The organism is Butyrivibrio sp. MC2021 (genome assembly GCF_000621605.1).
Lineage (GTDB): Bacteria > Bacillota > Clostridia > Lachnospirales > Lachnospiraceae > Butyrivibrio.
The window spans coordinates 245,373-270,595 of sequence record NZ_JHXX01000003.1 but is presented as its reverse complement, the minus strand read 5'-3'; the positions used below and the strand labels follow the sequence as shown (position 1 = coordinate 270,595).

At 46.9% G+C, this 25,223-nt stretch carries 21 protein-coding genes; 13 read left to right on the top strand and 8 right to left on the bottom strand.

Annotated features, from left to right (window positions below):
• Window positions 1-77: 77 nt before the first annotated feature.
• The 3 genes from T359_RS0109205 to T359_RS0109195 are packed head-to-tail and all read right to left on the bottom strand — an operon-like array spanning window position 78 to window position 2,215.
• The gene (locus T359_RS0109205; protein WP_197027081.1) at window positions 78-1,517 is read right to left on the bottom strand and encodes a DUF4153 domain-containing protein; all 1,440 of its coding nucleotides are present in this window, start codon (window positions 1,515-1,517) and stop codon (window positions 78-80) included.
• 10 nt (window positions 1,518-1,527) lie between these two features.
• Window positions 1,528-1,737 (bottom strand): helix-turn-helix domain-containing protein, encoded by a 210-nt coding sequence (locus T359_RS0109200; RefSeq protein ID WP_026517221.1) that lies wholly within the window; start codon window positions 1,735-1,737, stop codon window positions 1,528-1,530.
• Window positions 1,738-1,747: 10 nt separating this feature from the next.
• Entirely contained in the window at window positions 1,748-2,215 is a 468-nt protein-coding gene (locus tag T359_RS0109195) for a DUF2975 domain-containing protein (RefSeq protein ID WP_026517220.1), read from the bottom strand.
• A 253-nt stretch (window positions 2,216-2,468) separates the two neighbouring features.
• Between T359_RS0109195 and T359_RS0109190 the strand changes: the two genes are divergently transcribed.
• Genes T359_RS0109190 through T359_RS22780 form a run of 3 tightly spaced genes read left to right on the top strand, consistent with a single transcriptional unit; the run spans window position 2,469 to window position 5,429 of the window.
• The gene (locus tag T359_RS0109190) at window positions 2,469-3,674 is read left to right on the top strand and encodes a 2-hydroxyacyl-CoA dehydratase family protein (RefSeq protein WP_026517219.1); all 1,206 of its coding nucleotides are present in this window, start codon (window positions 2,469-2,471) and stop codon (window positions 3,672-3,674) included.
• Window positions 3,667-5,232 carry a 2-hydroxyacyl-CoA dehydratase family protein gene (locus T359_RS0109185; RefSeq protein ID WP_026517218.1) on the top strand — a complete coding sequence of 522 codons (1,566 nt, stop codon included), beginning with the start codon at window positions 3,667-3,669 and terminating at the stop codon, window positions 5,230-5,232. Before T359_RS0109190 ends, T359_RS0109185 begins: the two co-directional genes overlap by 8 nt.
• A gap of 29 nt (window positions 5,233-5,261) precedes the next feature.
• Window positions 5,262-5,429, top strand: a complete 168-nt coding sequence (locus T359_RS22780) for a hypothetical protein (RefSeq protein ID WP_197027080.1) — start codon at window positions 5,262-5,264, stop codon at window positions 5,427-5,429.
• Window positions 5,430-5,441: 12 nt separating this feature from the next.
• Here T359_RS22780 and T359_RS0109175 read toward each other — a convergent pair whose 3' ends face one another.
• Both T359_RS0109175 and T359_RS0109170 read right to left on the bottom strand, forming a co-directional pair.
• Window positions 5,442-7,118 carry a GGDEF domain-containing protein gene (locus T359_RS0109175; RefSeq protein WP_026517216.1) on the bottom strand — a complete coding sequence of 559 codons (1,677 nt, stop codon included), beginning with the start codon at window positions 7,116-7,118 and terminating at the stop codon, window positions 5,442-5,444.
• A complete protein-coding gene (locus tag T359_RS0109170; RefSeq protein ID WP_026517215.1) occupies window positions 7,111-8,808 on the bottom strand; it encodes a GGDEF domain-containing protein in 1,698 nt (565 codons plus the stop codon). Before T359_RS0109170 ends, T359_RS0109175 begins: the two co-directional genes overlap by 8 nt.
• A gap of 101 nt (window positions 8,809-8,909) precedes the next feature.
• Between T359_RS0109170 and T359_RS23445 the strand changes: the two genes are divergently transcribed.
• The 5 genes from T359_RS23445 to T359_RS0109145 all read left to right on the top strand — a co-directional run bounded on the left by T359_RS23445 (window position 8,910) and on the right by T359_RS0109145 (window position 18,026).
• Window positions 8,910-9,371: a DUF2752 domain-containing protein gene (locus tag T359_RS23445; RefSeq protein WP_051545187.1), complete on the top strand. Its 462-nt coding sequence runs from the start codon at window positions 8,910-8,912 to the stop codon at window positions 9,369-9,371.
• Window positions 9,372-9,390: 19 nt separating this feature from the next.
• Complete coding sequence (locus tag T359_RS21535) at window positions 9,391-10,821, top strand: DUF898 family protein (protein ID WP_051545184.1); 1,431 nt, start codon at window positions 9,391-9,393, stop codon at window positions 10,819-10,821.
• 238 nt (window positions 10,822-11,059) lie between these two features.
• Window positions 11,060-15,910, top strand: a complete 4,851-nt coding sequence (locus tag T359_RS0109155; protein WP_026517212.1) for a hypothetical protein — start codon at window positions 11,060-11,062, stop codon at window positions 15,908-15,910.
• A gap of 122 nt (window positions 15,911-16,032) precedes the next feature.
• Window positions 16,033-17,187: a hypothetical protein gene (locus tag T359_RS0109150; protein WP_026517211.1), complete on the top strand. Its 1,155-nt coding sequence runs from the start codon at window positions 16,033-16,035 to the stop codon at window positions 17,185-17,187.
• Window positions 17,188-17,327: 140 nt separating this feature from the next.
• Window positions 17,328-18,026 (top strand): MgtC/SapB family protein, encoded by a 699-nt coding sequence (locus tag T359_RS0109145; RefSeq protein WP_026517210.1) that lies wholly within the window; start codon window positions 17,328-17,330, stop codon window positions 18,024-18,026.
• A 35-nt stretch (window positions 18,027-18,061) separates the two neighbouring features.
• Here T359_RS0109145 and dtd read toward each other — a convergent pair whose 3' ends face one another.
• Window positions 18,062-18,496, bottom strand: coding sequence for a D-aminoacyl-tRNA deacylase (dtd, locus tag T359_RS0109140; RefSeq protein WP_026517209.1), 435 nt, complete (start codon window positions 18,494-18,496; stop codon window positions 18,062-18,064).
• 239 nt (window positions 18,497-18,735) lie between these two features.
• Here dtd and T359_RS0109130 point away from each other — a divergent pair, with 239 nt between their 5' ends.
• The 3 genes from T359_RS0109130 to T359_RS0109120 are packed head-to-tail and all read left to right on the top strand — an operon-like array spanning window position 18,736 to window position 21,966.
• Window positions 18,736-20,121 carry a condensation domain-containing protein gene (locus T359_RS0109130; RefSeq protein ID WP_026517208.1) on the top strand — a complete coding sequence of 462 codons (1,386 nt, stop codon included), beginning with the start codon at window positions 18,736-18,738 and terminating at the stop codon, window positions 20,119-20,121.
• Between the two features lie 33 nt (window positions 20,122-20,154).
• Window positions 20,155-20,385 carry an acyl carrier protein gene (locus tag T359_RS0109125; RefSeq protein ID WP_026517207.1) on the top strand — a complete coding sequence of 77 codons (231 nt, stop codon included), beginning with the start codon at window positions 20,155-20,157 and terminating at the stop codon, window positions 20,383-20,385.
• 27 nt (window positions 20,386-20,412) lie between these two features.
• Window positions 20,413-21,966 (top strand): AMP-binding protein, encoded by a 1,554-nt coding sequence (locus T359_RS0109120; RefSeq protein ID WP_035784095.1) that lies wholly within the window; start codon window positions 20,413-20,415, stop codon window positions 21,964-21,966.
• Between the two features lie 72 nt (window positions 21,967-22,038).
• Here the strand turns inward: T359_RS0109120 and T359_RS0109115 are convergent, their stop codons facing one another.
• Together T359_RS0109115 and T359_RS0109110 are read right to left on the bottom strand one after the other, a co-directional pair.
• Window positions 22,039-22,614 (bottom strand): TetR/AcrR family transcriptional regulator, encoded by a 576-nt coding sequence (locus T359_RS0109115; RefSeq protein WP_026517205.1) that lies wholly within the window; start codon window positions 22,612-22,614, stop codon window positions 22,039-22,041.
• Window positions 22,611-23,579 (bottom strand): hypothetical protein, encoded by a 969-nt coding sequence (locus T359_RS0109110; RefSeq protein WP_026517204.1) that lies wholly within the window; start codon window positions 23,577-23,579, stop codon window positions 22,611-22,613. The genes T359_RS0109115 and T359_RS0109110 overlap by 4 nt, the downstream gene beginning before the upstream one ends.
• Before the next feature lie 185 nt (window positions 23,580-23,764).
• On the opposite strand from T359_RS0109110, the gene T359_RS0109105 reads away from it, so the two are divergent.
• Complete coding sequence (locus tag T359_RS0109105; RefSeq protein WP_155840072.1) at window positions 23,765-24,472, top strand: hypothetical protein; 708 nt, start codon at window positions 23,765-23,767, stop codon at window positions 24,470-24,472.
• Between the two features lie 89 nt (window positions 24,473-24,561).
• A complete protein-coding gene (locus tag T359_RS0109100; RefSeq protein WP_026517202.1) occupies window positions 24,562-25,221 on the top strand; it encodes an HAD family hydrolase in 660 nt (219 codons plus the stop codon).
• Window positions 25,222-25,223: the final 2 nt, after the last annotated feature.

Sequence of the window (25,223 nt, the reverse complement as noted above, 5' to 3'; positions counted from 1 at the left end):
GGGACGGAAAGTGGACCTGGGGGACGGGGTTGTAGGGCCATTTCTCCGTCCCCAAGGTCTAACCCAGCCACAAACATTTAGAACTTAGCGCACATCACAACTGAGAAGGAGATTGCTCCAAGAATGATTCCAATCTGAGCAGCGGGAATCTTTTTATAAAGTCTTACTATCATCAGCACGCACCATACAATGATGTTGCCTTCAACCCAGGTAGAAAGCACTCTCTTCGCTGTAAATCCATATTCTCCCATATATACAACGCAAAGATTATAGAGTCCAAGAAGCGCAAATCCCAGAGCAAACACAAAGAGCAGTGTAGCGATGACTCTTGTGGACTTCTGCTCCCAGAGGGCTTTTCTTGAGAAGAGGCATGAGCCCGCCATGATCGCGAAGTTCAGAAGTACCACTCTTATAAGGCTCCAGAAGCTGTCAACGGCTCTGACTGAGGCCTCGTGGGCAGTTGATGCAAACAGGCCCTGATTGTTGATAAAGTCGTAAAGAGCTGTTCCGAAGAATATTGTATATAAGAAGCAGATACTTCCGATAATGATATATGCCGAGTAGGCAGGGAGCTGATGTAAGCCCTTGGTATAGTGGTTAAAGCAGGCTTCGGAGATATCAGCTTTTTTCTTCTTAAGAGATCCTGCCACAAGACCATAGAGGAAACATCCGAAGGGAATTGAAACCAGGAACTTGAACATATTCCTGATGATCCACACTGCGATGTCATCACCCACAACGCTCTGAATGGCTTTTGTAACGCTGTCGTTGAGACTCCTGAAGGTGTCTGAAACGGCGCTGAGCTGTGACAGAGCATAGAGACAAACCATAAGTGCCACGAATACGCTGAAGATCACGGTGAGAATACCTCTGAAGGTTATCTTGACCTGTTTTCCCTGAGAGGTTTCGTCCGGTGTATCCTTCATATCTCCCTTTCTGCAAAGAGTCTCGAGTCTCAGGGCGAAGTTGCCGAAGGGAACGATGACAAGACCTTCAAGAAAATCCAACGGGAAAAGAATGCCGCTCTTACCTGTTGTAAGGGTTCCACACCTGGCAAGTACGTAGTAGATGATGGTCAGGTGCCACATGATAACCTGGAAAACCGCGGCAAAGACGTCTGTTCTGTACCCCCAAAGGAGAAGTGCAAAGCTCTGAAGAAGTACGCAGACCATGAAGATCACGCCCTCCAAAACGGAGCCGTTTCTCTTTCTGATATCTTCATAGGAGCTGCCGGTGAAATGAGCGAAGGCCTCGCACCCGGCAATAAAGAGAATTCCAAAGATAAAATAGGGTATTCCCACATGGTCCCGGAAAAGAACCGAGTCCTTGGGGGCGATGCCGAAAACATATTTATAATAAAAGAAACCGATGAGATAGCTGACAACTGCGGCTATTCTGAAAATGTTTTTGTTGGGAACGTAGGGCCTTAGAGGCTTGGGAGCAACAAATGTCTCTTTCTCGTATTCGTCGAAATCAATAAACTGATCCGGTGACTGATTCATATTGTAGTTATCCATACTTTTCTCCTCACTCTTCATCCGGAATAAATTCCAGAATGTCTCCCGGCTGGCAGTTCAGCTCCTTGCATATGGCATTAAGAGTAGAGAAGCGGATTGCCTTAGCCTTATTGTTTTTTAAGATAGAAAGATTGGCCGGTGTGATGTCCACCTTGTCTGCCAGGTCCCCGGAGCCGATCTTTCGCATTGCCATAACGACATCTAAGTTTACTCTGATCATAGCTCCCTCCTTATACTGTGAAATCCAGCTCGTCCTTCATTTCCACGGCCTTCCCGAAGGCATTCTTCACAACGCAGATAATTGGGATGGTAAAAGTGGCTGTGGCTGTGACGATAAGCAGCATAAGGGTGCAGCAGATGCCGATGACACCGGTGATGACGCTGGCTGCAAACACTATCCATGCCAGATTCCTAAGTGCCTTCACGTTCTCCGGGGTGAAAACATTTCCGACCTCGATCCTGGAGATCAGCCCGTAGAGTAAAAACAGAAAGGCAAAAAGGATTGCTGCGCAGATGTATCCACCTATAAGGAGCATCAGGTATCTGGCCTGGCCTGTGACTATGGGTGAATCCTTGGTCATGACGATGTCCACCAGCTTGGGACCTATAACGCACATGACTACTGCAACAACGGTTACAAGAAAAATCGCGATCTTACTTACTTTGATACTAATTGCTTCTGAACTGTTCACTTTCATATTATCTCTTCTTTCTTATAGATTCTCCGGAGAATACAGCAAATTACAGATCCTTGATGTGATCATAGCTGTAGTTTAAAACTCTTCTTTTTGTTTGTCAACAAAAATATATTGATAAACGATATATTTTTATTGAATAGCAAGATGTATAAAAGTTTTGTTAAGGTTGCACAATATATTTACATTTATGCCCGCATCATTTAGACTATTTTTATAATAATTCCAATAATCAGAAGATTTCAGGAGATTTTGAATGAAAGATTTAAAACATCTGATTTATTTTGAGAACCTGCTTCTTGAGGCAAACAATGAGCTGGTTCAGAAGGCTCAGGCGGAGGGGAAGGTATGCGTGGCATATACCTGTGAGAATACGCCGGAGCCTCTTCTTAACCTTGAGGGATGTTTTTCCGCAAGGCTCAGAGCCCCCAGAACCGGGTCTCTGGACATTTCCACCTACTACATGACCAGCTTCCTGTGCGAGTACAGCCGCGCCCTTTTGGAGCGTGCCATTGAGGGAGGCTACAATTTCGCCGACTGCGTCATCACTCCCGACGGCTGTTCCATGATGAACAGATGTATCGAGAACATGGAGCTTCTTAAGACCATGGGAAAGGACAAAGAGAAGTTCTTTTTCCAGTACATGGAAGTGCCCATGAAGGCTGACGACAACGGCCTTAATCTCTATGTGCTTCAGTGCAAGAATCACATTCTGAATCCTCTTCATGAGACCTTCGGAATCGATATTTCCGATGCCGCCATCAGGAAGGCGGTGGCTGAGTTCAACGAGACCTGCGAGCTTATAAGGGCCATCGGGGACTTCAGAAAAGAGGACAATCCCAGGATAACAGGCTATGAGTTCAATGTGATAACTCTGGCAACCTATGTGGCGCCAAAGTATCTTTTGATAGACAAGTTAAAGGAGACTCTGGAGGAACTTAAGACCCGTGAACCCGATGAAAAGAGCCGCTTCAGAGCAAGGGTTCTTGTGGCGGGCTCCGAGGTGGACGATACGGATTTCGTAAAGCTCATCGAGGACGCCGGGGCCTATGTCTGCGCAGACCGCTTCTGCTATGGTTCCCTTCCCGGAAGAGATCCCATTATCCTCAATGACGAGGAGGATGCCCTGACCCAGATCTGCCGTATCTACATGAACAAGGGCGAGTGCCCGAGATTCATGAACACGGACAAGATGGACCACAGAAGGGTATACGTGGATCAGCTGGCAAAAGAGTACAAGGCTGACGGCATCATCTATCAGCAGATGAAGTTCTGCGACCCTTGGGCCTACGAGAAGATGATGGGAACCACCATCCTCAGGAACAAATACGGATATCCGGTTCTTGCGGTGGACAGACCCTATTCCATCGGAACCTCGGGACAGATGGTCACCAGAGTACAGGCCTTTGTTGAGAGCATTGAGATCAAAAAGATTCATAACAAGGGGGTAGCGAATGGCTAAAGAAATCGGCGCTGATCGTCTTGGCGATTTTTATAAAGAGGGCTCCAAGGTAAGGACCCGCAGAGAGTGGCGCGGAGTGGCTGATACCCTCTACGACTACTCAAGATGGCTGAGGATAATGATGACCCTCGGCAAATTCGTTGTTAAACCAAGAAATGTCAAGGCTATGTTCCGCTATCGCTGGATGGCCAATTACCTGGCTGTTCCCATGATGGTGGACAGACATACCCAGGGACTTAGAGGCGAGTACCTGAGGATCTGTCACGAGGAGCAGGACCTTATTATCGATGATGTGGCAAAGCTTTTGGATTCACTGTTCAGGGGCGACCGCAGAATCGGCAATGATAAAAAGTTCTCCGACAAGGTTGTCCTTGTGGATGAAAATGAGATGACGGCAGTAATGATGGGCTTTCCCACACTGAAGGCTCTGTCCCGTGAGACCCCGTCAACCTACGTATCGGTGCTTCTTAACCAGTACGCAGCCTGTCACTATATAGACGTTGCCCAGGAATTCGGTCTTGCCGGCGACGTATGTCCCATGCCTGAGGCTGAGGCCGGTGTTTCCATTGATGATGACGCGCCTATCATCGGTGCCTGCGCCATCCAGTGCAATACCACCTGCGACGGATCCCTTCTTGGAAACGGCGTTATTTCCCAGCGTCTTCAGCATGAGGACGGAATCCCGGTATTCCAGCTGGCAGCGCCCCTTCGTCACAGAGAGGACGACGTTCAGGAGTACGCGGCCCAGGAGATCAGGAACGCCATAGCTTTCATAGAAAAGCACACCGGAGAAAAATGGGACTGGAAAGCATATTTCGAATGTGCTAAGCGTGTAAACTATGCCACCAAGTGCCGTATGGAGTGGCTTGAGATGAACCGCACTCCGTACCCACAGGTATTCGGATCCAACCTTGCTCTTTACACAGAGACCAACTACATGGCCATCTGCGGAAGAGTTGCAGCCTTTGAAAAGGCCGACAGAAAGATCTCCAAGCTTGCTCAGCAGGCTTATGCAAAAAAGAAAATGGCAGCCAAGGAATACAGACACAGAGCCATCGTATGGGGCGTTCAGTCCCACTATTACATGGACTTCCTTGTATGGCTTCTTAACTGCTGGGGAATAGTTCCTCTTACGGACATGCTTTCTATGGTATCCACCAAGATGCTGGCCACGGAGGACACCCCCGAGAACAGAGAGCAGGCCATCTATGACATGGCATGGCTCACCGAGAACATGATCATGAGAAACAGAACCCACGGCGGTTACAAGGTTCTTCTTGATGAGCTCTGGGAGTTCGTTGAGGAGTTCAACGCAGACATGGTCATCCTTTGGGAGCACATGAGCTGCAAGGCCCTGGACGGTATGCACGGTCTCTTTGAGGAAAGAGCAAGAGAAAAGGGAATCCCGCTGGTATGGGTATCCCACGACCTCTTTGACCCCAGGATCATTTCAAGACAGGGAGTAAGAGATCAGATCAATTCCTTCATGAGAACCGTTATGCAGGAAGAGCCCCTGGATCCGTCACTGGAGATACTTCCCGATGACAAATCCTGGTAAAAAAAATTTTGACGACATCGGAGGACAAAATGGGAATATTTTTGAAAATACTGAAGATAATTGTAATAGTGTCCGTGGTATTCTTTGGGGTAACCTTCACAGTCTATTTCTTTAACCTGGACATGAAGCTTACCGCAGCCATAGAACCATGGCTTTTAAAGCAGTACGACAAAGTGGACAGAGACCAGCATCTTTGATTGCATAAGCCCTCAAGCCATCTTTTCTTTCATTTCCGACTTGTGGCGGTACATGCGCTGGTCCGCAAGAAGATAAACCTGATTGAAATCGCCTGCGGTTATCTCGTGTCTGAAGGCATAACCGTAGGCGGCACTGCGTTTATAGAGTTTGCTCAGGCTGTTTATTCTGTCAAGTTCCCTTTGGACATGGCCCATGATGTTATCTGCCAGTTCCATATTTTCCCCGGTAAGAACCAATACAAATTCATCACCGCCGATTCTGGCGATAAAGCCTTTATTAAGGCTGTTTTTCTCCAAAGCTTTTGTGAATTCCGAAAGATATCTGTCTCCCATAAGGTGGCCGCTGTGGTCGTTTACGGTCTTTAAGTTGTTGAGGTCAATGCTGACAATGCAGTAATCCTCATCGGTTTCATCAAGGTCAGATAAGTATTTCTCGTATCTGGACCTGTTGGGAATTCCGGTAAGGCCGTCGGCGTAGGCAAGGTGGGCCAGGGAGGCACGCTCTTTTTTACGGGCGTAGGTCTCGGAAATATATACGTAGTAGTTCAACAGGGAGGCAAAGGCCATGCAAAGGGCGCCCATGGGAACCGCCATCTTTGAGATCATGAACTGCTCAGAGATTCCAGAGACTTCAAGGTAATAGAAAAGCACATTTATGATAAAGGAGCCCGCCAGAACGCACTGGCCGGCGAACTGAATGGACTGGGAGGTGTTAAGACCGGTCCTCCGATAGTCCTTTATAAGCATCACAAGCATAAATATCATGAGGACCAGGGCGTCTATCTGATAGACAACCAGGAATTTGTTGATGTGCACAAGGCCGAAAGTGTGTAAAAGTATGGGCAGCAGCGCCACCAGGGTACTGATGGAGGCAAAGGCTATGAAGATCTTTTTTTTCAGATAATCCTGCATACTTCCCATGACCATGTACATCAGGGGAACCACAAGATAAAGGGATATATACTCAAGCTCCGTCTCGTGGCCCCTGGTGTTGACAAAGAGACTGAAGAGCTTGAACTGGGCCAGGAACCACACTCCCAGAGTGATGAACAAAAGGGAGGCAAAGGTCTGCATCCTGATCTCCGGCATGGTGCTTTTAAAGCCCAGGGTTATGGCAAAGAACATAAGGCCGAAGGTGATAAGGAAGGTGGAGGCCATGAACACAAACATATTTGTATAAACGCAGTATAAAAGAACGTCGGAATAGCTGCCAAGAAGCGGAGCCGAATAGTAGCTGTAGGCGCCGTCATCGGTAACATAGAGCTCCAGCTCCAGATTCACTTCGCCGGTGGAGGAGGGCATGGGTACGAAGTTCCTTTCGCTGCCCACAAACTGCCCTTTTTGGAGCTTGTCATAGTGATGGGTGGCCAGCTCTGCGCCGCCGAAATGCAGCTTCCAGGCGCTGAAATTGGTTTCAAACATAAGGGTGGGGGACAGATGGTCCGCAAGGGGCTCGATCTTTTTAGACATGGTAATAGTATCCCCTGCGTAGGTTGAAGTGCCCAGGAGATTTCTGAGATTGGAGAGCTTTACATCTGTGTAGATTGCACCGTTGTAGTTTACGGTCCAGCCATCGTTAAGGACAATGACATCCCTGTAGTGGATGGGCTTGAAGACCAGCTGCCACACCACGATCTGCAGCTGGAACACTATGAAGGCTATGATAAGAAAAAGAACTTTTTTACGCATGGTGTTTCTCCTTCATCTCATACATTCTTGAGTCTGCCAGGAAAAAGATTTCTTCAAAGCCGGCGCCGGGAATCTCTTTACTGTAGGCATAGCCACAGGAGGCAGAGAGGGTAAACTTTTCAATGCCATCGTTAAAATTGTCCATGTAATCTTCCAGGTCCCTTATGCACTTGTCGCAGATATTGTCGGAAGGGTTCTCTATGGTCACCAGGAACTCGTCGCCCCCCACACGGCCCAGAATGCTTGCGGTAGGAAATGCCTTGTCAAGGAGCTGGGCAAAGGACCGGAGCATTTTGTCACCCTCCGCGTGGCCGTAGTTGTCATTTACGTACTTGAGGTTATCCAGGTCTAAGCTCACCACAGCATAGGGCACTTCTATGGCGGCGAAATACTGCATGCACTTGGCTCTGTTCATAAGGCCGGTCAGAGTGTCGGTAAAGGCCAGACCCTCCAGCTGCTTGTTTATGTAGTTGGAGTTGATGCTGCCTATGCTGTAGAGGAAATAGTAAATAAACAGGCAGAAAATGAAGTACAGTATGCCCAGGGTCAGGTAGTTGATGCTGGTAAAGAGCCTGTCGGTATAGCCTGTAAATTTGATGAAGTTATATTTTCCGATTTCCAACAGGGCAAAAAATATGAGAATGATAAAGCCAAGAAGCAGGTAGCTGTCCGCATCCACGCCGGTGTAGGTCTCCGAGGAGAGTCTTTCTTTGTGCTCTTTGTTAAGGCCTATAAACAGGGGCGGCAGCATTATCACTATTTCCACCAGAATTACTATCTGGAAGGGGGATACAAAGTGATTGATGTGGATGATGTTAAGAAGGTGCATCACCAGTATCGTTGCGGGAAGCAGGGAATTTATTATGATAATGAGTCTCTGCCAGACCGTGACGATATTTGTGTGGGTAGTGTAAAGAAGCACGCTGACAGACAGCGGGATCAGGTACAGTGTCATGAATTCCATGACATAGAAAAGATGGTTTTTATCACTGAGAAGACAAAAGATGTCGTTGTAGGTAAAGGTGTAAAGACCAAGAAGCATGGCGATGGCGGAACTGAAGAACATGGAGAGATCCCGCCTTCCCGTAAGAAGCAGATATATGGCCAGGGAGTACAGAAGCCATGAATATACGATAAGGAAGCCTCCTACGAAAATAGGAAATCGGTGAACCTCAAGAAATTCCTTCATGAGGTCATGCATGGTGCCATAGTATACAGGGGCTATCTCTGTAAAAATGTCATCTTCGCCCACTGTATATACTATCTTTAATTCATGGGTTATCTCTGCGCTGTTTACCGGGATGAAATGGTATTTCTTGGGGATAAGCCTGCCGTTTTCATAATCCTCACGGCCGTAGGTATAGACCTCTTCATCGTCCACATAGACTTCTATTATGGACATTTTTCCCACGAACATGATATTGGGGGAAATAATGGGCTTGCGGGGAAGGGTATTGGTGGTGGTGATGACGGTGCCCTTTTGAATGCCGGACAGGGTCAGCTCCGACAGGGTGACATCCTCCAGGGAAATTTCGTCATAGCAAACAGACCAGCCCTTGTCCAGCTGGCTGAAACGGGTCATATTTGACTCCGTGAGAAGTCTGCTTCCGAAGGCGAGAATGATGATGGAAATAATGAATACCACCACCGGAAGCACGAATAATCCTGTTTTGCTCCGCTTTTTTTTCATTAATATTCCTGTTCGGTTTATCGATACTATATCTATTATATTATATAATATTTTGGCCTGTTTATGAAATTTGGTCAGGTAGATGATAATTTTTTCACATAATGGTCAATCTCTTTTGGAAGAAATGTGGTAAAATACTGAGGTTGTTAGTCCAAAATGCAATGGAACGGAGGTGGAATGCCATAGACAAGCGGGATAGGATCAGAGCTCTGGCCAAAGAGTTCGTTCCCATTGGGATTTTTGTAATACTGTATATCGTGGCATTCTCCAATCTGGGTTTTGGGCTGCCATGTATCTTCAGATGGGTCACCGGCCTTATGTGTCCCGGGTGCGGCATGAGCCACGCCCTTGCGGCTATAGTCCGACTGGACTTTGGGGAGGCTGCAAAGTGGAACATTCTCTCTGTCACTCTTTTGCCGGTGCTTATCATCTTTTTTATTATCCGAGGAATCAGATACATAAATAAGGGGAAAGAAGATTTCAGGTTATGGGAAATACTGTTTCTCGTGGCCTGCGCGTTAGTATGCGCTGTGTTTTTCATTAAGCGCAATAATCTACTCTAATCTAGGAGGAAAAGAAAAAATGTTTTGTGTTCACTGTGGAAAAGAAATTGACAATGACAGCAGATTCTGTCCGTATTGCGGCGGCGAGCAGCCACCGGCTCCCCAGGCGGGACCTTCCGCGGGAGATTTCCTTGGAAATGCCGGACAGTCCCTGGGCAATGAAATCGATAATGCCATCAACGAGGTGAAGAACTCAGATGAGGCCAGGGTTATCAAGGAGACCGTCAGCGAGGCCGGTAAGAAGGCTGAGGACATCAAAAAGAACTGGAGGGATTACCTGACTCTTGAAAATATGGAGCTGGCAGCCCCTGTGCTTCTGCTTATGCCCCTTATCATGGGAATCATTAAGATGGTCCTGTTCCGTGTTCTGGGAATTTTCCTGTTTATCCCGGTTATCGGAGTTGTTTTCAAAGTGTTTTTCGGTTTGGTTAAGCTTATATTTGTTATTGCTGCAGGCGCAGGCCTTGGAGCTGTTGGATATATCCTTTACAAGAAGCCTGAAAAGAGAACTCCTTTCGGTTTCGTTGCTTTAGGCGCTTCAGTGCTGAGCTTTGTTTCCTGCCTTGGAATGTTCTTTAACTGGAAGTACGTTACTGTTATCTTCGGACTTCTTTCACTGGCATGGGGTCTTGAGTCCATCGCTAGAGTTGTTCTTGGCAAAAAGGGTATGGAATCACAGCCTGATGTGCAGGCAGACATTGATGCCTACAAGTCTTTCTACGCTGAGATGAAGGACAAGTACAACAGGGAAAAAGAGAAGGATCGTGCAGCAATGCCTCAGGGCACCGATGCTAACGGCAATGCAGTTCCCGCAGTTATGAGCCAGAACAATTCATACTTTGACGGCGAGGGCACAGAGCTTCTGGGACTTCTTGTTCTTACAGCTATTCTCGGAAGCGTTACCTGCGGTATCGCAACACCCTGGATGCTCTGCAAGATCTTCAAGTGGAGAAAGACCCACACTGTTATCGACGGCAGAAGACTTGATTTCAACGGCAACGGCGAATCACTTCTTGGACACTGGATCCTCTGGGAGATCCTTACTGTTGTTACCTGCGGTATCTACAGCTTCTTCCTGGTAGTAGCCCTCAGAAAATGGGAGATGCAGCACACCTTCTATGCTGATGATCCGACTTCAGTGGGCAGCTTTGACGGAAACAGCTTCCAGTTCTTCGGATATGGTCTTCTTCAGACACTTCTGATCGTACTCACCTGCTCTATCGCAACACCATGGACAATAACAATGATCGAGAAGTGGCAGATGAAGCACTCAATTGTAGGTGCAGACAGAATGTACTACGACGGAACAGGCCTTGGTCTCTTCGGACAGTACATCATCTGCGGAATTCTTTCAACTATCACCTGCGGTATCTACACGCCATGGGCAATTGTTCGTCTGGACAAGTACCTCTTCTCACATGTTCATGTGGACCACGGATACGAATATTGATCAGATAACTAAATACATATGATTTTTGAGACCCAGGGCTTCGGGAGAAATCTTCCGGTGCCCCGGGTTTTTTATTGCCTGTCACGAAGATAAGAATATAATCACGTGAAATATCGCTCGGGACAAAAGAAACTCTGAATATGATTGATTGTATGATAGCTCAATTGATACTATGTCAAAGCTACTATTTTAGAGTGGCGAAATTATATATGTATGAAAGAAAGTATGGGAGAGTAGTATGAAAAATTCAATTGACAAGCAGATAATCAAAGCGATTACCATAGGTATCAGTGCCAGCATGGGTCTTCAGTCAATGACTGTGCAGGCGGCTGAGTATGATGTTCCCTCAGAGTTTATTGATGAGAACACCGAAGTAACAGAGAATGGCTCAGACCTTCCTGAGGACAGTGCTGAAAAGGCCAACAACGAGGCAGCAGACGCTATCGAGGATGCTAAGGATGCAGTGACAGATGCCATGGACGACGAGTCTGCTGAGCCGGTTGAACCAAGCGATATAGATAAGGACCTTCAGGATGCTGAGAAGGCCATAGAGAATATCGAGGATTCTGTTGAGAAACTTGATGAGCTCAATGACGCAGCAGAGAAGGCTGTTAAGGAGTATGAGGAGACAGTAAACGACGAAGCCACAGAGATGGCTGAGAAATATTCTCAGGCTGCCGCTGACGAAGCAGAGGATGCAAAGGAAGCAGCTGAGGCTGCGGAGGCAGACGCTGACAAGGCTGCAGAAGACGGCGAAGCTGTTGAGACAGCTGCCGATGAGACCTACAAGTCCAAGAAGGCCGCTGAGAAGGCAAAGGAAGAAGCAAAGAACCTTGTGGATGATGCCAACAAGGCTGCAGAGGATGCCAAGAACCAGGCAGAGGCAGCAAACAAGGCAGTGGACAACGCCAAGGCCGACGCAGATGCTGCAGGCAAAGAGGTAAGCGATGCCAAGGCTGCATATGACAAGGCAGAGGCAGCAGTTGACGCTGCAAAGAAGGCCCTTCAGGACATCCTTGATCAGTATGGTCTCAAGGATCCCGACGGAAACTACAGCGGTGATGTGAAGGAAGCCATCGAGAAGGCTAAGTCCGCAGTAATTAACGCAAAGAAGGACCTGAACGCCGCAGATACCGCTCTGGCTGAGGCAAGAGAGAATAAGGTTGATGCGGATAAGAAGGTATCTAAATGCCAGGATAAGGTAGACGAAGCTAAAGCCGAATATGATGAGGCTTCAGCAGATGCCGAGAAAAAGAAAGATTCTGCAGATAAGCTCGAGGAAAAGATAAACGAACTTACAGAAGACGTAAAAGATGCTGACACAGCTATTACAGATTCTCAGAAGAAGCTTGACGATGCTAAGAAGGCCTACGAAGATGCTGTATCTGAAAAAGAAGCAGCCCAGGAGGCAAAGGACGGCGTACAGAGCGAGTATGACGAAGTAAAAGCGGACTATGATGCTAAGGAAAAGACAGTCAAGGACCTTGAAAAGGACATGGAAGAAACAGCTGCAAGAAGGGATGCTGCAGGAAGAGCCAAAAAGACAGCTGAAGCAACACTTAACCAAGAGAAGAGTGAATACGGCGCGATTCAGACCGAATATGAAGCTGCTGAAAAAGCTTATAACGAAGCTAAAGAAGCCTACGAAAAAGCATTGGAAGAGCTTAATGCAGCCAAGGAGCTTGCTGACAGCAAGGAAGCTGCCAGAAAAGAGGCTGAGGATAAGCTTGCTGAGCTTAATAAGAAGGCAGAAGAGGCTGAGAATAAGATAACAGATGCCCAGGAAGACCTTAACAAGGCTAATCAGGATAAGTCCGATGCTCAGAAAGCACTTAATGATGCAGCAGAGGATGCGAAGAAAGCTGCAGAGACAGAAGCCGGAATGAAGGAAATTCTGGATAAGGCCAAGGAGAAGGAAAAAGCAGCTGAGACAGCCATCGAAGATGCAGAGAAGGCCATCGAAGACGAGAACAAGAAGATTTCCGATGCTGAGGCTGAGATCAAAAAGCAGAATGGCATCAAGGATAAGGCAGAGGAAGATATAGAAAACCTCAACAACCAGATTTCAGAACTTGAGAAGGCTAAAAAGACTGCAGAGGAAACTGCCGGTAAGGACTGTGAAGAAGCTAAAAAGGTTCAGGAAAGTATAGATAAGCTTAAAGAAGAGATTGCCAATAAAGAAAAAGCTATTTCCGATGCAAATTCAGAAATTACAAAGCAGAAATCCATAGCTGCAGAGGCCGGAAAGAGCAAGGAGCAGGCTGAAGCGGATAAGGAGCAGGCACAAAAGGACCAGGAGGCTGCCAAGGAGCTTGCAGACACTGCAAAAGCACTGAAAGATGAGGCTGATAAGGCTAAGGAAGCTGCAGATGAGGCAGCAAAGCCCCTTAAGGATCTTAACGATAAGCTTGACGAGGCAAATAAAGCTAAGGAAGAAGCTGGTTTAGCTGAAGAATCTGCCAAGGAAAAACTTCAGAAGGCAAAAGATAAGTACGCAGGCAGCGATGATATCGAGAAGCTGATGAAGCAAGCTGATAAATATATTAATAAGAGCAGGTCTAAAGCTAATAATCTTACTATTGCAGAGCAGTTGATATCACTCATTTTCCTGGAGGAGAATCCTGAACTTAAAGCTGAAGATATTAATGTTCGTGCATCAATGCAACACAAAGATTGGTCATTGAACTATATTGAAGTTACATACAATGGGCATAAGTATTATTACAGCTATGAAGTACTGGATGAGTGCGGTAATACTATGGATCCTGTAGCTTGTGCAGCTTACACATACCAAATTGCGATAATCCGGAGAAACGGCAAATATGATAATGTCGAAACGATTCTTAAAGAAAAGGATGATTATGTAGCCGGCAATACAAAATACCAGCAGGATACCAAGGATGCCAAGGAAGCAGTAGCCAATACCGCAAAGGAAAAGGCTAATGCTGATAAAACTGCAGAAGAAGCTAAGAAAGCAGTAGATGATTATACAAGCAATAATGCGGAAGCTATCGAGAATGCCAATAAGCTGGCAGAGGCTGCCGCTGATGCCGAGAGTAAATATATTGCCGCCAATAAGGCTGCAACTGAGGCTGCAGAAGAGGCTGATAAAAAGCTTAACGAAGCCCAGGGCAAGATAGATGAGCAGCAGAAAGCAATTGATATTGCCAACGGTATAATCGGTGATAAGAACAAAGAGATCACAGAAGCTACTGAAAAGAAGACAGAGCTCAGCGGTCAGATTTCTTCTTTGGAAGAGCAGAAGAAAGAGGTAGAGAAGAAATACGGCGAGAATTCAAAGGAAGCTGCTGAGGTTCAGAACAAGATCAACGAGCTCAGTAATCAGGTTTCTAACCTTAATAAGAATATTTCTGATGCAAATCAGGAAGTAAATAAGCAGAACGGTCTTATTAGTGATGCCCAGGATGAAATCAAGAAGCAGGAAGGCGTTATCACTGAGCAGACTTCTATAAAGGAAGACGCAGCAAAAGACGTTCAGGAAGCTTCAGAGAATTATAACGAAGCTAAGAGTAACAGAGAGAGCCTTGATAAGGTTGTGGAAGAGAAGAATAAGGACCTTACAGATAAGACCGAAGCTGCTTCAAAAGCAGAGACTGCATTGGATACTGCAAAGGCTGATGCCAAGGATGCAAAAGATAAAGCAGATGAAGCAAAGACTTCTCTTGAGACTTTGACAGAGGAAGCTAAAAAGGCCAAGGAAGCTTTGGAATCTCCTCAGGAGAATCTGAATATTTTGCAGGAGAAGTACGAAGAGTCTAAGGAAACCAAGGAAAGCCTTGAAAAACAGCGTGATGAAGCAGCCGGAGAGCTTGAAGCAGCGCAGAAGGCTTATGATGATCTTGTTGCTCAGATCAATAAAGAAAAAAACAGATACGGTAATCTCTCACAGCGTAAGAGAAAGGCTGAAAGAGTACTTGAAGAGGCTCAGAAAAAACTTGATGCTGCGCAGGAGAAGCTTGATGCTGCAAATGAAGTTCTGACTGGGGCTGAGGGTAAGGAAACTGATGCTAAGGAGGCATGTGACAAGGCACAGTCTGATCTTGATGCTGCAAATGATACTTATAAAGAGAAGTCAGAAGAGCTTGAAAATGAGAAGGCTAATCTTGAAAATGCCAAGAAAGAGCTGGAAGATGCCGATTCCAAAAAGACTGAGGCGGATGAGGCTCTGCAGGATGCCCAGAAGGCCCTTGAAAATGCCAAGAAGGCTCAGGATAACGCCGCTGATGAACTTTCTGATGCCACAGCAGAGCAGAAGGAAGCCAAGGAGAAGTACGACGCTGTAGATGAGGCTTACAATAAGGTCAATGCGATGGCTGAGGCTCTTAAGGAGCTTAAGGCTGACAGCACAGTAAGCAAGGAAAGAATTGCAGCTCTTGAGGCAGAGTACAACAAGGCCGTTGAAAGCTACGAGGAGGCCAAGAAGGCTGCAGCAAAGGCTCAGGAGGCCGCTGACAAAGCTCAGGAAGAGGCTGACAAGGCAAGCGAAGTTCTTAACGACAAGAAGAAATTCAAGGTAAGAAAGCCTGAGACCGGCAGCGAAGACAACGGAAATTCAGGAAATCAGGGCAATCAGGGAAGCCAGGGAAATGACCAGGGCTCTGAGAATACTTCCAATAACCAGCCACAGAATACAAATGTTGTTTACAGAAACGGTTCCAATAAGGTTTCTTCTTTAGCAGGCGGTGATGTTGCTGATGCTGATCTTCCCGAGGTTCTTGGTGCAACAAAGCCTTCTAAGCTGGTATCAAAGGGAAATAAGGCTGCTACATCTCTTGAGGCAGGAGCTGTTTCACAGAGTGAGAACGCAGTTTTGGCACCGGAGGAAGAGGAGACCGTTGTTGTGGCTACAGAGCCCGATGCAGTGACAGAGAATAAGGATGATGCAAAGGTTGCAACCCCTGAGAGAGGAACCACAGGAACTATTACAAATGTGGTAGAGCCCGAGCTTCCTACACCTATTTCAACAGCAAAGAAATTCCCTTGGCCATGGCTTCTCCTTGGAGTTGGCGCTGTCGGAGTAGGCACCGAAGAAGTTATCAAAAGAAAGAAAAAGTCTGAAAAGAAGTAATTTTTATGAATTTTTAATAAAGATAGACAATATATTTCCGTATAATTAAAGCATGTTTTTTGCCAAAGCAGTTTCCTGTTCGTATAAAGAATAGGAAACCAATCATGAGGAGGAAATATATTATGAAAAGAAAGAATTTGGTATCACTGGTGGTTGCAGCAACAATGGCCCTTGCGCTTGCAGGCTGCGGAAAGACAGACAGCTCTTCTGACGCGGTAGAGACTGCAGAAGTACAGCAGGAGACAGCTGTCCAGGAAGAGCAGACAACCCAGATCGCCAACCCCTGGCGCGACAGTACAGAGGAAGAGGCCAATCAGGTTGTACCCGCACTCTTCAAGCTTCCCGAGGGAGTAACCAATGCAAAGTGGAGTCTGATGGAGGATACAGATCCTTCTTCACTTCCGGGGGAATTGGTTCAGGCAGTATTTAACCTTGACGATCTTGAGTACACAGCAAGAGCACAGGTGACAGGTGATGACAACACAGATGTTTCAGGTCTTTATTATGACTGGACAGTGACTGACGATATCACTTTTTCAACCTGGAGAGACGGCCTTATGACCGGCACATATTCAAGATTCATTTCAGATGAGTACACCATCGATCTTATCAGATGGTTTGATGTAGAACTGGGTGTTTCTTACAGCCTTTCAACAGAGGCTAAGGATCTGGAGGGCTTCGATCTCCAGGCTATTGCAGAAATGATGTATGATGCTGCAAAGTATGGCAGTGACATCCCTGATGAGACTGCAGGAGCACCGGAAGCAGCTGCAGAAGCAGAGCATGTTCCCATGGACATCACAGGGTGCGAGACCTTTACCCAGATCGTTGACAAGCTCCAGGCAGGACAGGGTTATGCCAATGCAAACATCAACGGTGAGGACGTTCTTCTTGTAACAGACTATACCTTTGACAATATCGATCAGATCGCAGCCATCGACGCAGAGATCTATCGCTACGCAGACGGCGTGCCTACATACATGGGCTATGTAACAGCCGGCGGAACAGCTTATCCTTTCGCTATTGCTGATGGAAAGCTCTATGCCTGCGGCAATCACTTCGCTAAGAAGTTAACTGTACTTAACGGTTCACTGATGCTTGATCAGGAGGCATACGTTAACTACGATACTAATGGAGATGCCACATATTTCGTTATCTCCGAGATCGGCAATTCACCTGCAACTGCTGACGGCCAGGTGGAGGATGACTCCTATATGTCAGCCATCTACGACGAGTACAACAATGGCGAGATCATCGAGTTCAATGCAGTACAGTAAAATAGGACAAATTCAGAGAGAGGGTTCGGATATTCCGAATCCTCTTTTTTTATGAAAAATTGAGATTTACATAAATAATTACAATGGATTTTTCGGTATAATATAAATGTAAAAGAGTCTGTTTTTATAGGAGAAATAATATGAATCTTACGACGATCATTGAGTTTCTTGAAAGTCCTAATGATATAGCAGTTGCCATCAGACTTATTCTGGCGACACTTTTCGGAAGCCTTGTGGGCTGGGAACGTGTGGTAAAAAGACATAATGCCGGAATCAAGACCTTTGCTTTGGTGAGCCTGGGTTCTGCCGTTGCCACTTCCTTAAATATCTTTCTTGCCATGATGCCGGGGCTGAATGCGGATGTAAGCCGTATACCGGCAGGCGTAGTCAGCGGCATAGGCTTTCTCGGAGCAGGAACCATTCTGGTAACAGGAAGACAACAGATCAAGGGACTTACCACTGCGGCATCCCTGTGGGTTACCTCCTGTATGGGAATGGCCATCGGCGGTGGCTACCTGATCATAGGAATCGCCTGCTTTTTCCTGATAATGATCGCCAACCTTGTGCTGGTAAGACTCAGCAAAAGAGTTGAGGAATCCAGCAAGTATATCACCATTTATATTGAAGTAAACAAAAGTGGCGGTGTTAAAAAGCTCTCCAAATGGATCAATGATCACAATTACTCCATCAGCAGCATGACCAAGAGCAAAGAAAAAACGCTGCAATCCCAGGACGCAGCGCTTATCGTTGATGTGGACTTTGACACAATGCGCTCCCACAAAGATTTCCTGCACAGTTTGACGGAGCTTGAATTTGTGAATTATGTAGAAGAAATCTGATGGACCTGGGGGACGGGGTCAATTTCTGTCTGCATTCACACATCCAGCACAATAGTCACCGGCCCGTCGTTGACCGACTCAACCTTCATGTCAGCGCCAAACACACCGGTGCCAACTTTGAAGCCCCTGTCCCGGCACTCTTTTACCACAAGCTCATACAAAGGCTCTGAGATCTCAGGTCTTGCCGCCTCGGTAAATCCCGGGCGTCTTGAGCTGCAGTCCGCATACAGCGTGAACTGGCTCACGATCAGAAGCTCCGCTCCCGCATCCGTGGGATTTATGTTCATCTTTCCGTTTTTATCTTCAAATATTCTAAGGCCGCAGATCTTGTCGGCTATTTTTTTTGCCTGGGCCTCGGTGTCATTGACATGGACTCCCAGAAGCACAAGAAATCCTTTTCCAATCTCGGAAACCCGCTTTCCATCTATGGTTACAGAGGCAGATAAAACTCTTGTCAGTACAGCGCGCATTTTTTCGCCCTCCTTAATTGTTCTTTTTTCATTATAAGTAACCTTTGTTGGAGATATCAAACACTTTCCTTTGGATTGTTCGATATCTTTCGGACAATTTTGGGGAAGGTGTTCATTAAGTCGGGGGAGGTATGGATGGAGGAAGAGGGTTGTGGGAGAATGAGGAAAGATTTGGAGGGGATAGGTAGTGACAGGCGGTTGTTTACATATGGCTTAGAAGATGAAAGAGGGAGGAGAATATGAAGAAAACTTACGAATTGACCCCGGCGCAGAAGATGCACTACCGGTGGATAAGGCAATACAGGACACAGCAGGTGGCGGGGCTTAGCATTGTGGCTTCCATCAAGGCAGACATAGATTTTGACATTCTGAAAAAAGCCATACTGCTGGAGTATCAGAGATACGGATGCATGAGGGTGAGATTCACGGAACCTGATGAAGAGGGAGAGGTTAAACAATACCTTTCTGATGAGAAGATAACCGACATTCCCATAAAGGACCTATCTGATATGACTATGGAGGATGCCGACGCCGTCATGCAGAAATGGGCTTATGAGACCTTCGACGGCGACAATATTCCCATGTGCGAGGTTTTCCTCATGAAGCTCCCGGAGGGCTACAACGGCTTTTTTATCCATATGGATCACAGACTCATCGATTCCTGCGGAGTGGTGGTCATGACCAATGACATCATGGCTCTCTACACCCACTTCAAATTCGGCTCAGAGCTTCCCGAGGACCTGGCGGACTACGAAGAGGTGCTCACAAGGGACCTGGAAAAAGAGCAGAATCCAAAGCGTTTTGCCAAAGACAAAAAGTTCTGGGATGAGCAGCTGGATAAATTCGGAGAGCCCCTGTACTCCGACATTCAGGGACCTGAGGTTCTGGAGAGGGCAAGAAAGAAGCACAGGAAAAAGAGCCTTCGCGCCGCGGATATAGAAAAGAAAAACCTATTTGTACAGGTCAAGGACTATCCCCTGGAGGAAGTCCCCACAAAGGAAATCATAGATTTTTGCATGACCCACAACCTTTCAATAACCAACCTTTTACTGCTGGGGATTCGGACCTACCTATCCAAGCAAAACGGCGGTCAGGAGGACATCTCCATACAGAACTTCATCTCCAGAAGATCCACCAAGGATGAGTGGACCAGCGGAGGCAGCAGAACTGTCATGTTCCCCTGCAGAACCGTCATCAGCCAAGAAACCACCTTTATGGAGGCTGCCTACATCATACAGAACACCCAGAACGGCATATATCTTCACGCGGGCTACGACCCGGCACTTATTTATGAGGAGATAAAAAAGCGTTACAAGACCCCGAAGGATACCACCTACGAAAGCTGTTACCTGACCTATCAGCCCATGCCTGTGAAGCCGGATAATCCATATTTAAAGGAAATCCCCATGCATAACAAATGGTTCGCCAACGGCGCCGCCACCAAGAAAATGTACCTGACGGTGACCCACACCCCTGATGGAGGCATGAATTTTTCCTATCATTATCAGGTGGCAGACCTGGGGGAAAAGAACATGGAGCTGCTCCACTACTACCTGATGCGTATCATTTTCAGAGGCATGGAAAACAGCGACATGACCATAGGTAAGATCATAGAAACCGTGTAAACAAGCACATCCAATATGAGGAGGAGAAAAATTATGAGTATCGAGAAAGAGTTCAGAAAACTTATTGCGCAGTATTCAGGTGTAAGCCCCGAGGAAGTTGCTGCTTCCTGCCGCTTCAGGGAGGACCTTGGTTTTTCGTCCCTGGATTTCATGTCCCTGTTGGGAGAAGTTGAAGATGAGTTCGACATCGAGCTGGCCCCGGAGAAGCTCTGCGACATCCATACCGTGGGAGAGGCCATGAACCTCATTGCATCAATGGTCTGATAAAGAAAGATTAAACGGAGGAGTGCTATGAAAAACATAAGAAGTCTTTGGGATGAGACGGTAAAAAAGTATGGGCCTCTGACGGCCCTTAAGTGGCTGAATAAAAAAGAAACAGAAGAGATCACCTACGAAAAGTTTGGGGAGAATGTGAAGAAGATACGCAGAGGTCTTGAAGTATCAGGCTTTGCGGGAGCTCATATAGCCCTTATCGGAGGCAGCAGCTCGGAGTGGATAGCCGGCTATCTTGCTCTGGTGACCGGCTGCAATGTGGCGGTTCCGCTGGATGCGCTTCTTCCTGCAGAGGAGCTTTCGGACCTTCTTGTGAGGGCGGACTGTGCGGCTCTTTTCCTGGATAAAAAGCTTCTGGGCTATGCACAAAAGTTCCTGAAAAAATGCCCCATGCTGAGGAATATCTGGGTTCTTTCCACCGAGGAGATAGAAAGCGGGGATGAAAGATTAAGTTCTCTTTCGCAGCTTCTTTCTAAAGGAGATGTAATGTTTGATGTTCCCGGTGCCGCAGGTTCTGACATTGCCACCATAATATATACCTCAGGAACCACGGGAAAAAGTAAGGGCGTCATGCTGACTCAGGAGAACCTCTCCGAAAATGTCAGAAGCGTAGAGTACGAGGCAAGTCCCGGCTGCGTTGTTCTAAGCGTACTTCCGATACATCACGCCTACTGCCTGGTGATGGACATCCTGAAGACCCTGTCCCTGGGCTGCTGCGTTTGCCTTAATGACAGCCTTCTTCACATGGTAAGGAATATCGGAATTTTCAAGCCGGAAGTAATGCTGATGGTGCCTCTTATGATAGAAACCATTTATAAAAAGATCGCCGCACTGGAAAAAGATCTTGATAAACACAGCATTTATGAAAATGTGCTTGGAGGAAAGCTTCGAATCATCTTCACCGGCGGCGCTCACCTGGAGCCTTTTTACATTGATAAATATGAGGAGCTGGGAGTGGATATCCTGGAGGGCTACGGCATGAGCGAGTGCTCACCGGTCATCACCAGCAACACTCCTTCCGATCATAAGAAGGGTTCCATCGGAAAGCCCCTTAAGAATGTGGAGATCTCTTTTAAAGACGGTGAGATCCTGGTTCGGGGCAGCAGCGTCATGAAGGGCTATTACAAGATGCCCGGGGAAACCGCCGCGGCTCTGGAGGATGGCTGGCTCCACACGGGAGATAAGGGATATATAGATGAAGATGGGTATCTTTTTATCAACGGAAGAGTTAAGAATCTGATCATTATGTCCAATGGGGAGAATGTGTCCCCGGAGGAGATTGAGAATAAACTGGGGATCAATCCTCTGATAAAAGAGGTTGTGATAACCGGGGAGAATAATGGGCTCACCGCCAGGATCTATCCGGATCCGGAGGTGGTGGAGGCGCTAGATCTGACTCATGAGGAATTAAAGCTCGCGCTTCATCAGATCATTGATGAGTATAATGCGTCACAGCCTAGTTATCGACATGTGACGGCGCTGCTTATCCGCAAAGATCCCTTCGCCCGAAACACAACAGGGAAGATTATCCGCAAAGATGCGTGTTTGCCAGTTGATGCGTTGACAGGTTGAAGTTGCCCGGGGTGTCACGGCCTGTGAAAATGAAAATTGCCTCAGGCCCCCACAACAAAGGCTCAAACCTATTTACAGATTCATATAAGGATACACGCCGCCGAGGAAGATCTTCGCCAGAATCAGGGCCACTTCTGAGGGCGGCGTTTTGTAGTTCTCAAGGATCCATTTGTGGAGGATACCGATGGCACATCCGATGGTGCCTGCGATGAGGAAAGAGAATTCCTCTTTGGAGCCGGTCTGGCCCGGCGCGGTATCCGTCACATCTTTCACATATCTGTGGAACATCGTCATGGCTTTTTCAAAGAAAGAGTCCCCTCTGGCGCTCTCCAGCAGATTTGCCAGAAAAGGGTTACTCTTCGTGTAATTGCAAATGGCCAGAAAGTATGACTTGCAGATCTCTTTGTCGTTCTTTGGATGGAAGTCCTCCATCATGGCAAAGATATCCTGAATGGTCTTATCCTCCGCAGCGGTGATAAGCGCAGGCATGTTCTCGTAGTGGTTGTAGAAGGTGCTCCTCACAACCCCCGCTTTTTTCTGCACATCCGACACGGATATTTTGTTAAAATCCTTTTCCCCTGCCAGCAGGAAAAAGGCATCGATTATGGCTTCTTCTGCTGTTGAGTAGCGCTCATCTGCTTCATTCATCTGCGGTCCTCCGGATAGTCGTCATCTTCGTAGTAGTCATCGTCAAAGTCTTCGATATCATCATCCCTGTCTCTGTTATCTTCAGGGAAATACTCGTAGTCATCCCGCTTGGGAGCAACCTTCTTTTTCCGAGCCTTCACAGCCTTTTGGGGCGCTTCTTTCTTTGGAACTTTCACCACCAGCTCCAAAACGTGGCTCAGCTTGATGATAAACACCGCCAGCAGCAGGAACAGGTGGGTATAGAAGATTCCCACGATAAAATAGTTCCTTTCAAGAAGATATCCCGCAGAGAAGCCAAAGTAGCAGAGTAGCCCCGACAGCGCCATCCCAAGAACCAGTAGCGGCAGCTTAAAAAACATATTTTTCAGCGCCCCAAGAAAATCCAGGAAGGAAGCGTCAAAGTAGACGAAACGACCCACCATCAGGCCCAGATAGTATATCATTACCGGGCTGTACTCGCTCTCGTCACCGATGACATTCAGGAAAAGAAGAATGATGATGACGTAGAACATAGCCAACATCCTCACAGTGGCTTTATCCTCTCTGGCGATCTTTTTCAGCGGAATGATGAGCTTGTCCAGGATGGTGTTCAGCACGCAGGAGGTGCAGATAAGTATAAGAAGAACAAAGTCCTTCCAGTTATCCATGATCTCGATGAAAGTCCTGAAATAATCGTAGCTGTAGCCTGCAGTGTGGGCCAGGCTGTATACGTGATTGATGATGACATAGGCGCAGGCAAAGCTCATAACCGAGGTTGCGGATATTATCATCTCATAGAAAAGTTCCATATAGCTGTGGAAAAGAGCGGGTCCGGTGGCATTGCGGTCCGTTTTCTCAGCCGCAGCCATTTTTACCCAGAAAAAAATAAGAATACTGCAGATAAAAAGACCTCCCAGGGCCGCCAGCAGAAAAATAAGCTTCTTGGGCCAGGTGAAGTCAGGATTTAAGTACGCTTCAATTGACATGATCTCCTCCAACATAGAAAGTTAATGCTTTTTTTAGAATTACCCCCAGAAAAGTATAGCACACATGCGCGTTTCCGAGAAACACGCATGGTATCGAATTTATAAAATGTTAATGTTTTGGGGAGTTTATAACACGTATAATTAATAAAGACGGCACTGTTGTACATTCAGAGAGAGGGGGATATATGAAAAAGAGACTCTGTTTGATATTAAGTGTAGCTATTTGTTTTGGTCTTTTGACTGCCTGCGGCTCAACTTCAGAGGGGGACGCCGCTGTTATGGGTGTAAGCAGACTTCCTTTGGAGGAGCCTGAGCCCGTGTCCACAGATACTTCCGAAGATCTGAATATATTTGAAGAGGATGAGTCCTTTGGCTATGGTCCTGTGGATTTCCTTCAGGAGCAGTCAGGAATTTACGAGTTTGACAGCTTTGATGATGTTATCTCCAAGCTCACAGAGGGCCAGGGGTATGCATATGTTCAGCTTTCCGGCGAGGAGGAACCTCTTCTTGCCATCACGGATCTGGTTTTCCTGGCTGACAACTCCGCCAGCGAGGCCTGCATCTACGGAATGAGGGATGGAAAGGCCGCCAATATCGGCAATGTATTCGGCAACGGCAGCGCATTTCCGCTTCGAATCGAGAACGGCATCATCTATGGCGGCGACAACCACAGATACGAGACCTATTTTATCTCCGATGAGTGGAAGTCCCTTATGATGAAGGATTACATCTCCGACGGCGTCACAGAAGGCTCCGGCCAGTTTGTGGGATTCACCAGAGAGACCTGCAAATATGAGGACACCAAGGACTTCACCGGTGGCCAGGAGCAGTTTGATGCCTTGATCGAAGCCAGAGAACAGAAACCGCTGATTGAATTCACCATAATAAAGTAATATAGTTAAATAAGCGTAGTAAGGATGATTAAGCCTGGATGGTTTGATCATCCTTTTCTTTTTGTTTTCAAGCATATGAGGAGAGGTGTATGAAAAAAGACATTACGGTGATTTTTGACATGGACGGAGTCATCTTTGATTCTGAGAGGGCTATCCTTGACTGCTGGCTGGTGTTGGCGGAGAAATACGGCCTTAAGAACCTGGAGGAGGTCTTCAAAAAGTGCATCGGAACCAATGATGCCCAGACTGCGGAGATCGTGGAAACCGCCTATGCCCCTGAGTTTGGTGCCGGCATCTATGAGAAGCTCAGAAAAGAGAGCTCTGTGATCTTCCATGAGAGGTATGACGGCGGCAAGCTTCCCATTAAGACCGGGGTAAAAGAGCTTCTGGACTTCCTTCGTGACAACAACGTGCCCATAGGCCTTGCTTCTTCAACAAAAAAGGCTTCTGTGGAGCGGGAACTAACTGAGGCCGGTCTGATAGATTATTTTGATAAAATTATCGGAGGGGATGCGGTGAAGATAAGTAAGCCAAATCCTGAGATATATCTGCTGGCCTGCGAAGCCATGGGAACTGAGCCTGAGAAGGCTGTTGCAATTGAGGATTCCTACAATGGTGTTCGAGCTGCCAAAGCTGCAGGAATGCAATGCATCATGGTGCCGGATATTATTCCGGCGGATGAGGAGATGAGGTCTTTAGCAGATCAGATATGCGTGGATCTGCTGGAAGTGAAAGAGACTTTGGAATAAAG

Coding starts and splice junctions, on each gene's coding strand:
- T359_RS0109205 (WP_197027081.1), bottom strand. CDS start 1,517: ATGGATAACTACAATATGAATCAGTCACCGGATCAGTTTATTGATTTC.
- T359_RS0109200 (WP_026517221.1), bottom strand. CDS start 1,737: ATGATCAGAGTAAACTTAGATGTCGTTATGGCAATGCGAAAGATCGGC.
- T359_RS0109195 (WP_026517220.1), bottom strand. CDS start 2,215: ATGAAAGTGAACAGTTCAGAAGCAATTAGTATCAAAGTAAGTAAGATC.
- T359_RS0109190 (WP_026517219.1), top strand. CDS start 2,469: ATGAAAGATTTAAAACATCTGATTTATTTTGAGAACCTGCTTCTTGAG.
- T359_RS0109185 (WP_026517218.1), top strand. CDS start 3,667: ATGGCTAAAGAAATCGGCGCTGATCGTCTTGGCGATTTTTATAAAGAG.
- T359_RS22780 (WP_197027080.1), top strand. CDS start 5,262: ATGGGAATATTTTTGAAAATACTGAAGATAATTGTAATAGTGTCCGTG.
- T359_RS0109175 (WP_026517216.1), bottom strand. CDS start 7,118: ATGCGTAAAAAAGTTCTTTTTCTTATCATAGCCTTCATAGTGTTCCAG.
- T359_RS0109170 (WP_026517215.1), bottom strand. CDS start 8,808: ATGAAAAAAAAGCGGAGCAAAACAGGATTATTCGTGCTTCCGGTGGTG.
- T359_RS23445 (WP_051545187.1), top strand. CDS start 8,910: ATGGTCAATCTCTTTTGGAAGAAATGTGGTAAAATACTGAGGTTGTTA.
- T359_RS21535 (WP_051545184.1), top strand. CDS start 9,391: ATGTTTTGTGTTCACTGTGGAAAAGAAATTGACAATGACAGCAGATTC.
- T359_RS0109155 (WP_026517212.1), top strand. CDS start 11,060: ATGAAAAATTCAATTGACAAGCAGATAATCAAAGCGATTACCATAGGT.
- T359_RS0109150 (WP_026517211.1), top strand. CDS start 16,033: ATGAAAAGAAAGAATTTGGTATCACTGGTGGTTGCAGCAACAATGGCC.
- T359_RS0109145 (WP_026517210.1), top strand. CDS start 17,328: ATGAATCTTACGACGATCATTGAGTTTCTTGAAAGTCCTAATGATATA.
- dtd (WP_026517209.1), bottom strand. CDS start 18,496: ATGCGCGCTGTACTGACAAGAGTTTTATCTGCCTCTGTAACCATAGAT.
- T359_RS0109130 (WP_026517208.1), top strand. CDS start 18,736: ATGAAGAAAACTTACGAATTGACCCCGGCGCAGAAGATGCACTACCGG.
- T359_RS0109125 (WP_026517207.1), top strand. CDS start 20,155: ATGAGTATCGAGAAAGAGTTCAGAAAACTTATTGCGCAGTATTCAGGT.
- T359_RS0109120 (WP_035784095.1), top strand. CDS start 20,413: ATGAAAAACATAAGAAGTCTTTGGGATGAGACGGTAAAAAAGTATGGG.
- T359_RS0109115 (WP_026517205.1), bottom strand. CDS start 22,614: ATGAATGAAGCAGATGAGCGCTACTCAACAGCAGAAGAAGCCATAATC.
- T359_RS0109110 (WP_026517204.1), bottom strand. CDS start 23,579: ATGTCAATTGAAGCGTACTTAAATCCTGACTTCACCTGGCCCAAGAAG.
- T359_RS0109105 (WP_155840072.1), top strand. CDS start 23,765: ATGAAAAAGAGACTCTGTTTGATATTAAGTGTAGCTATTTGTTTTGGT.
- T359_RS0109100 (WP_026517202.1), top strand. CDS start 24,562: ATGAAAAAAGACATTACGGTGATTTTTGACATGGACGGAGTCATCTTT.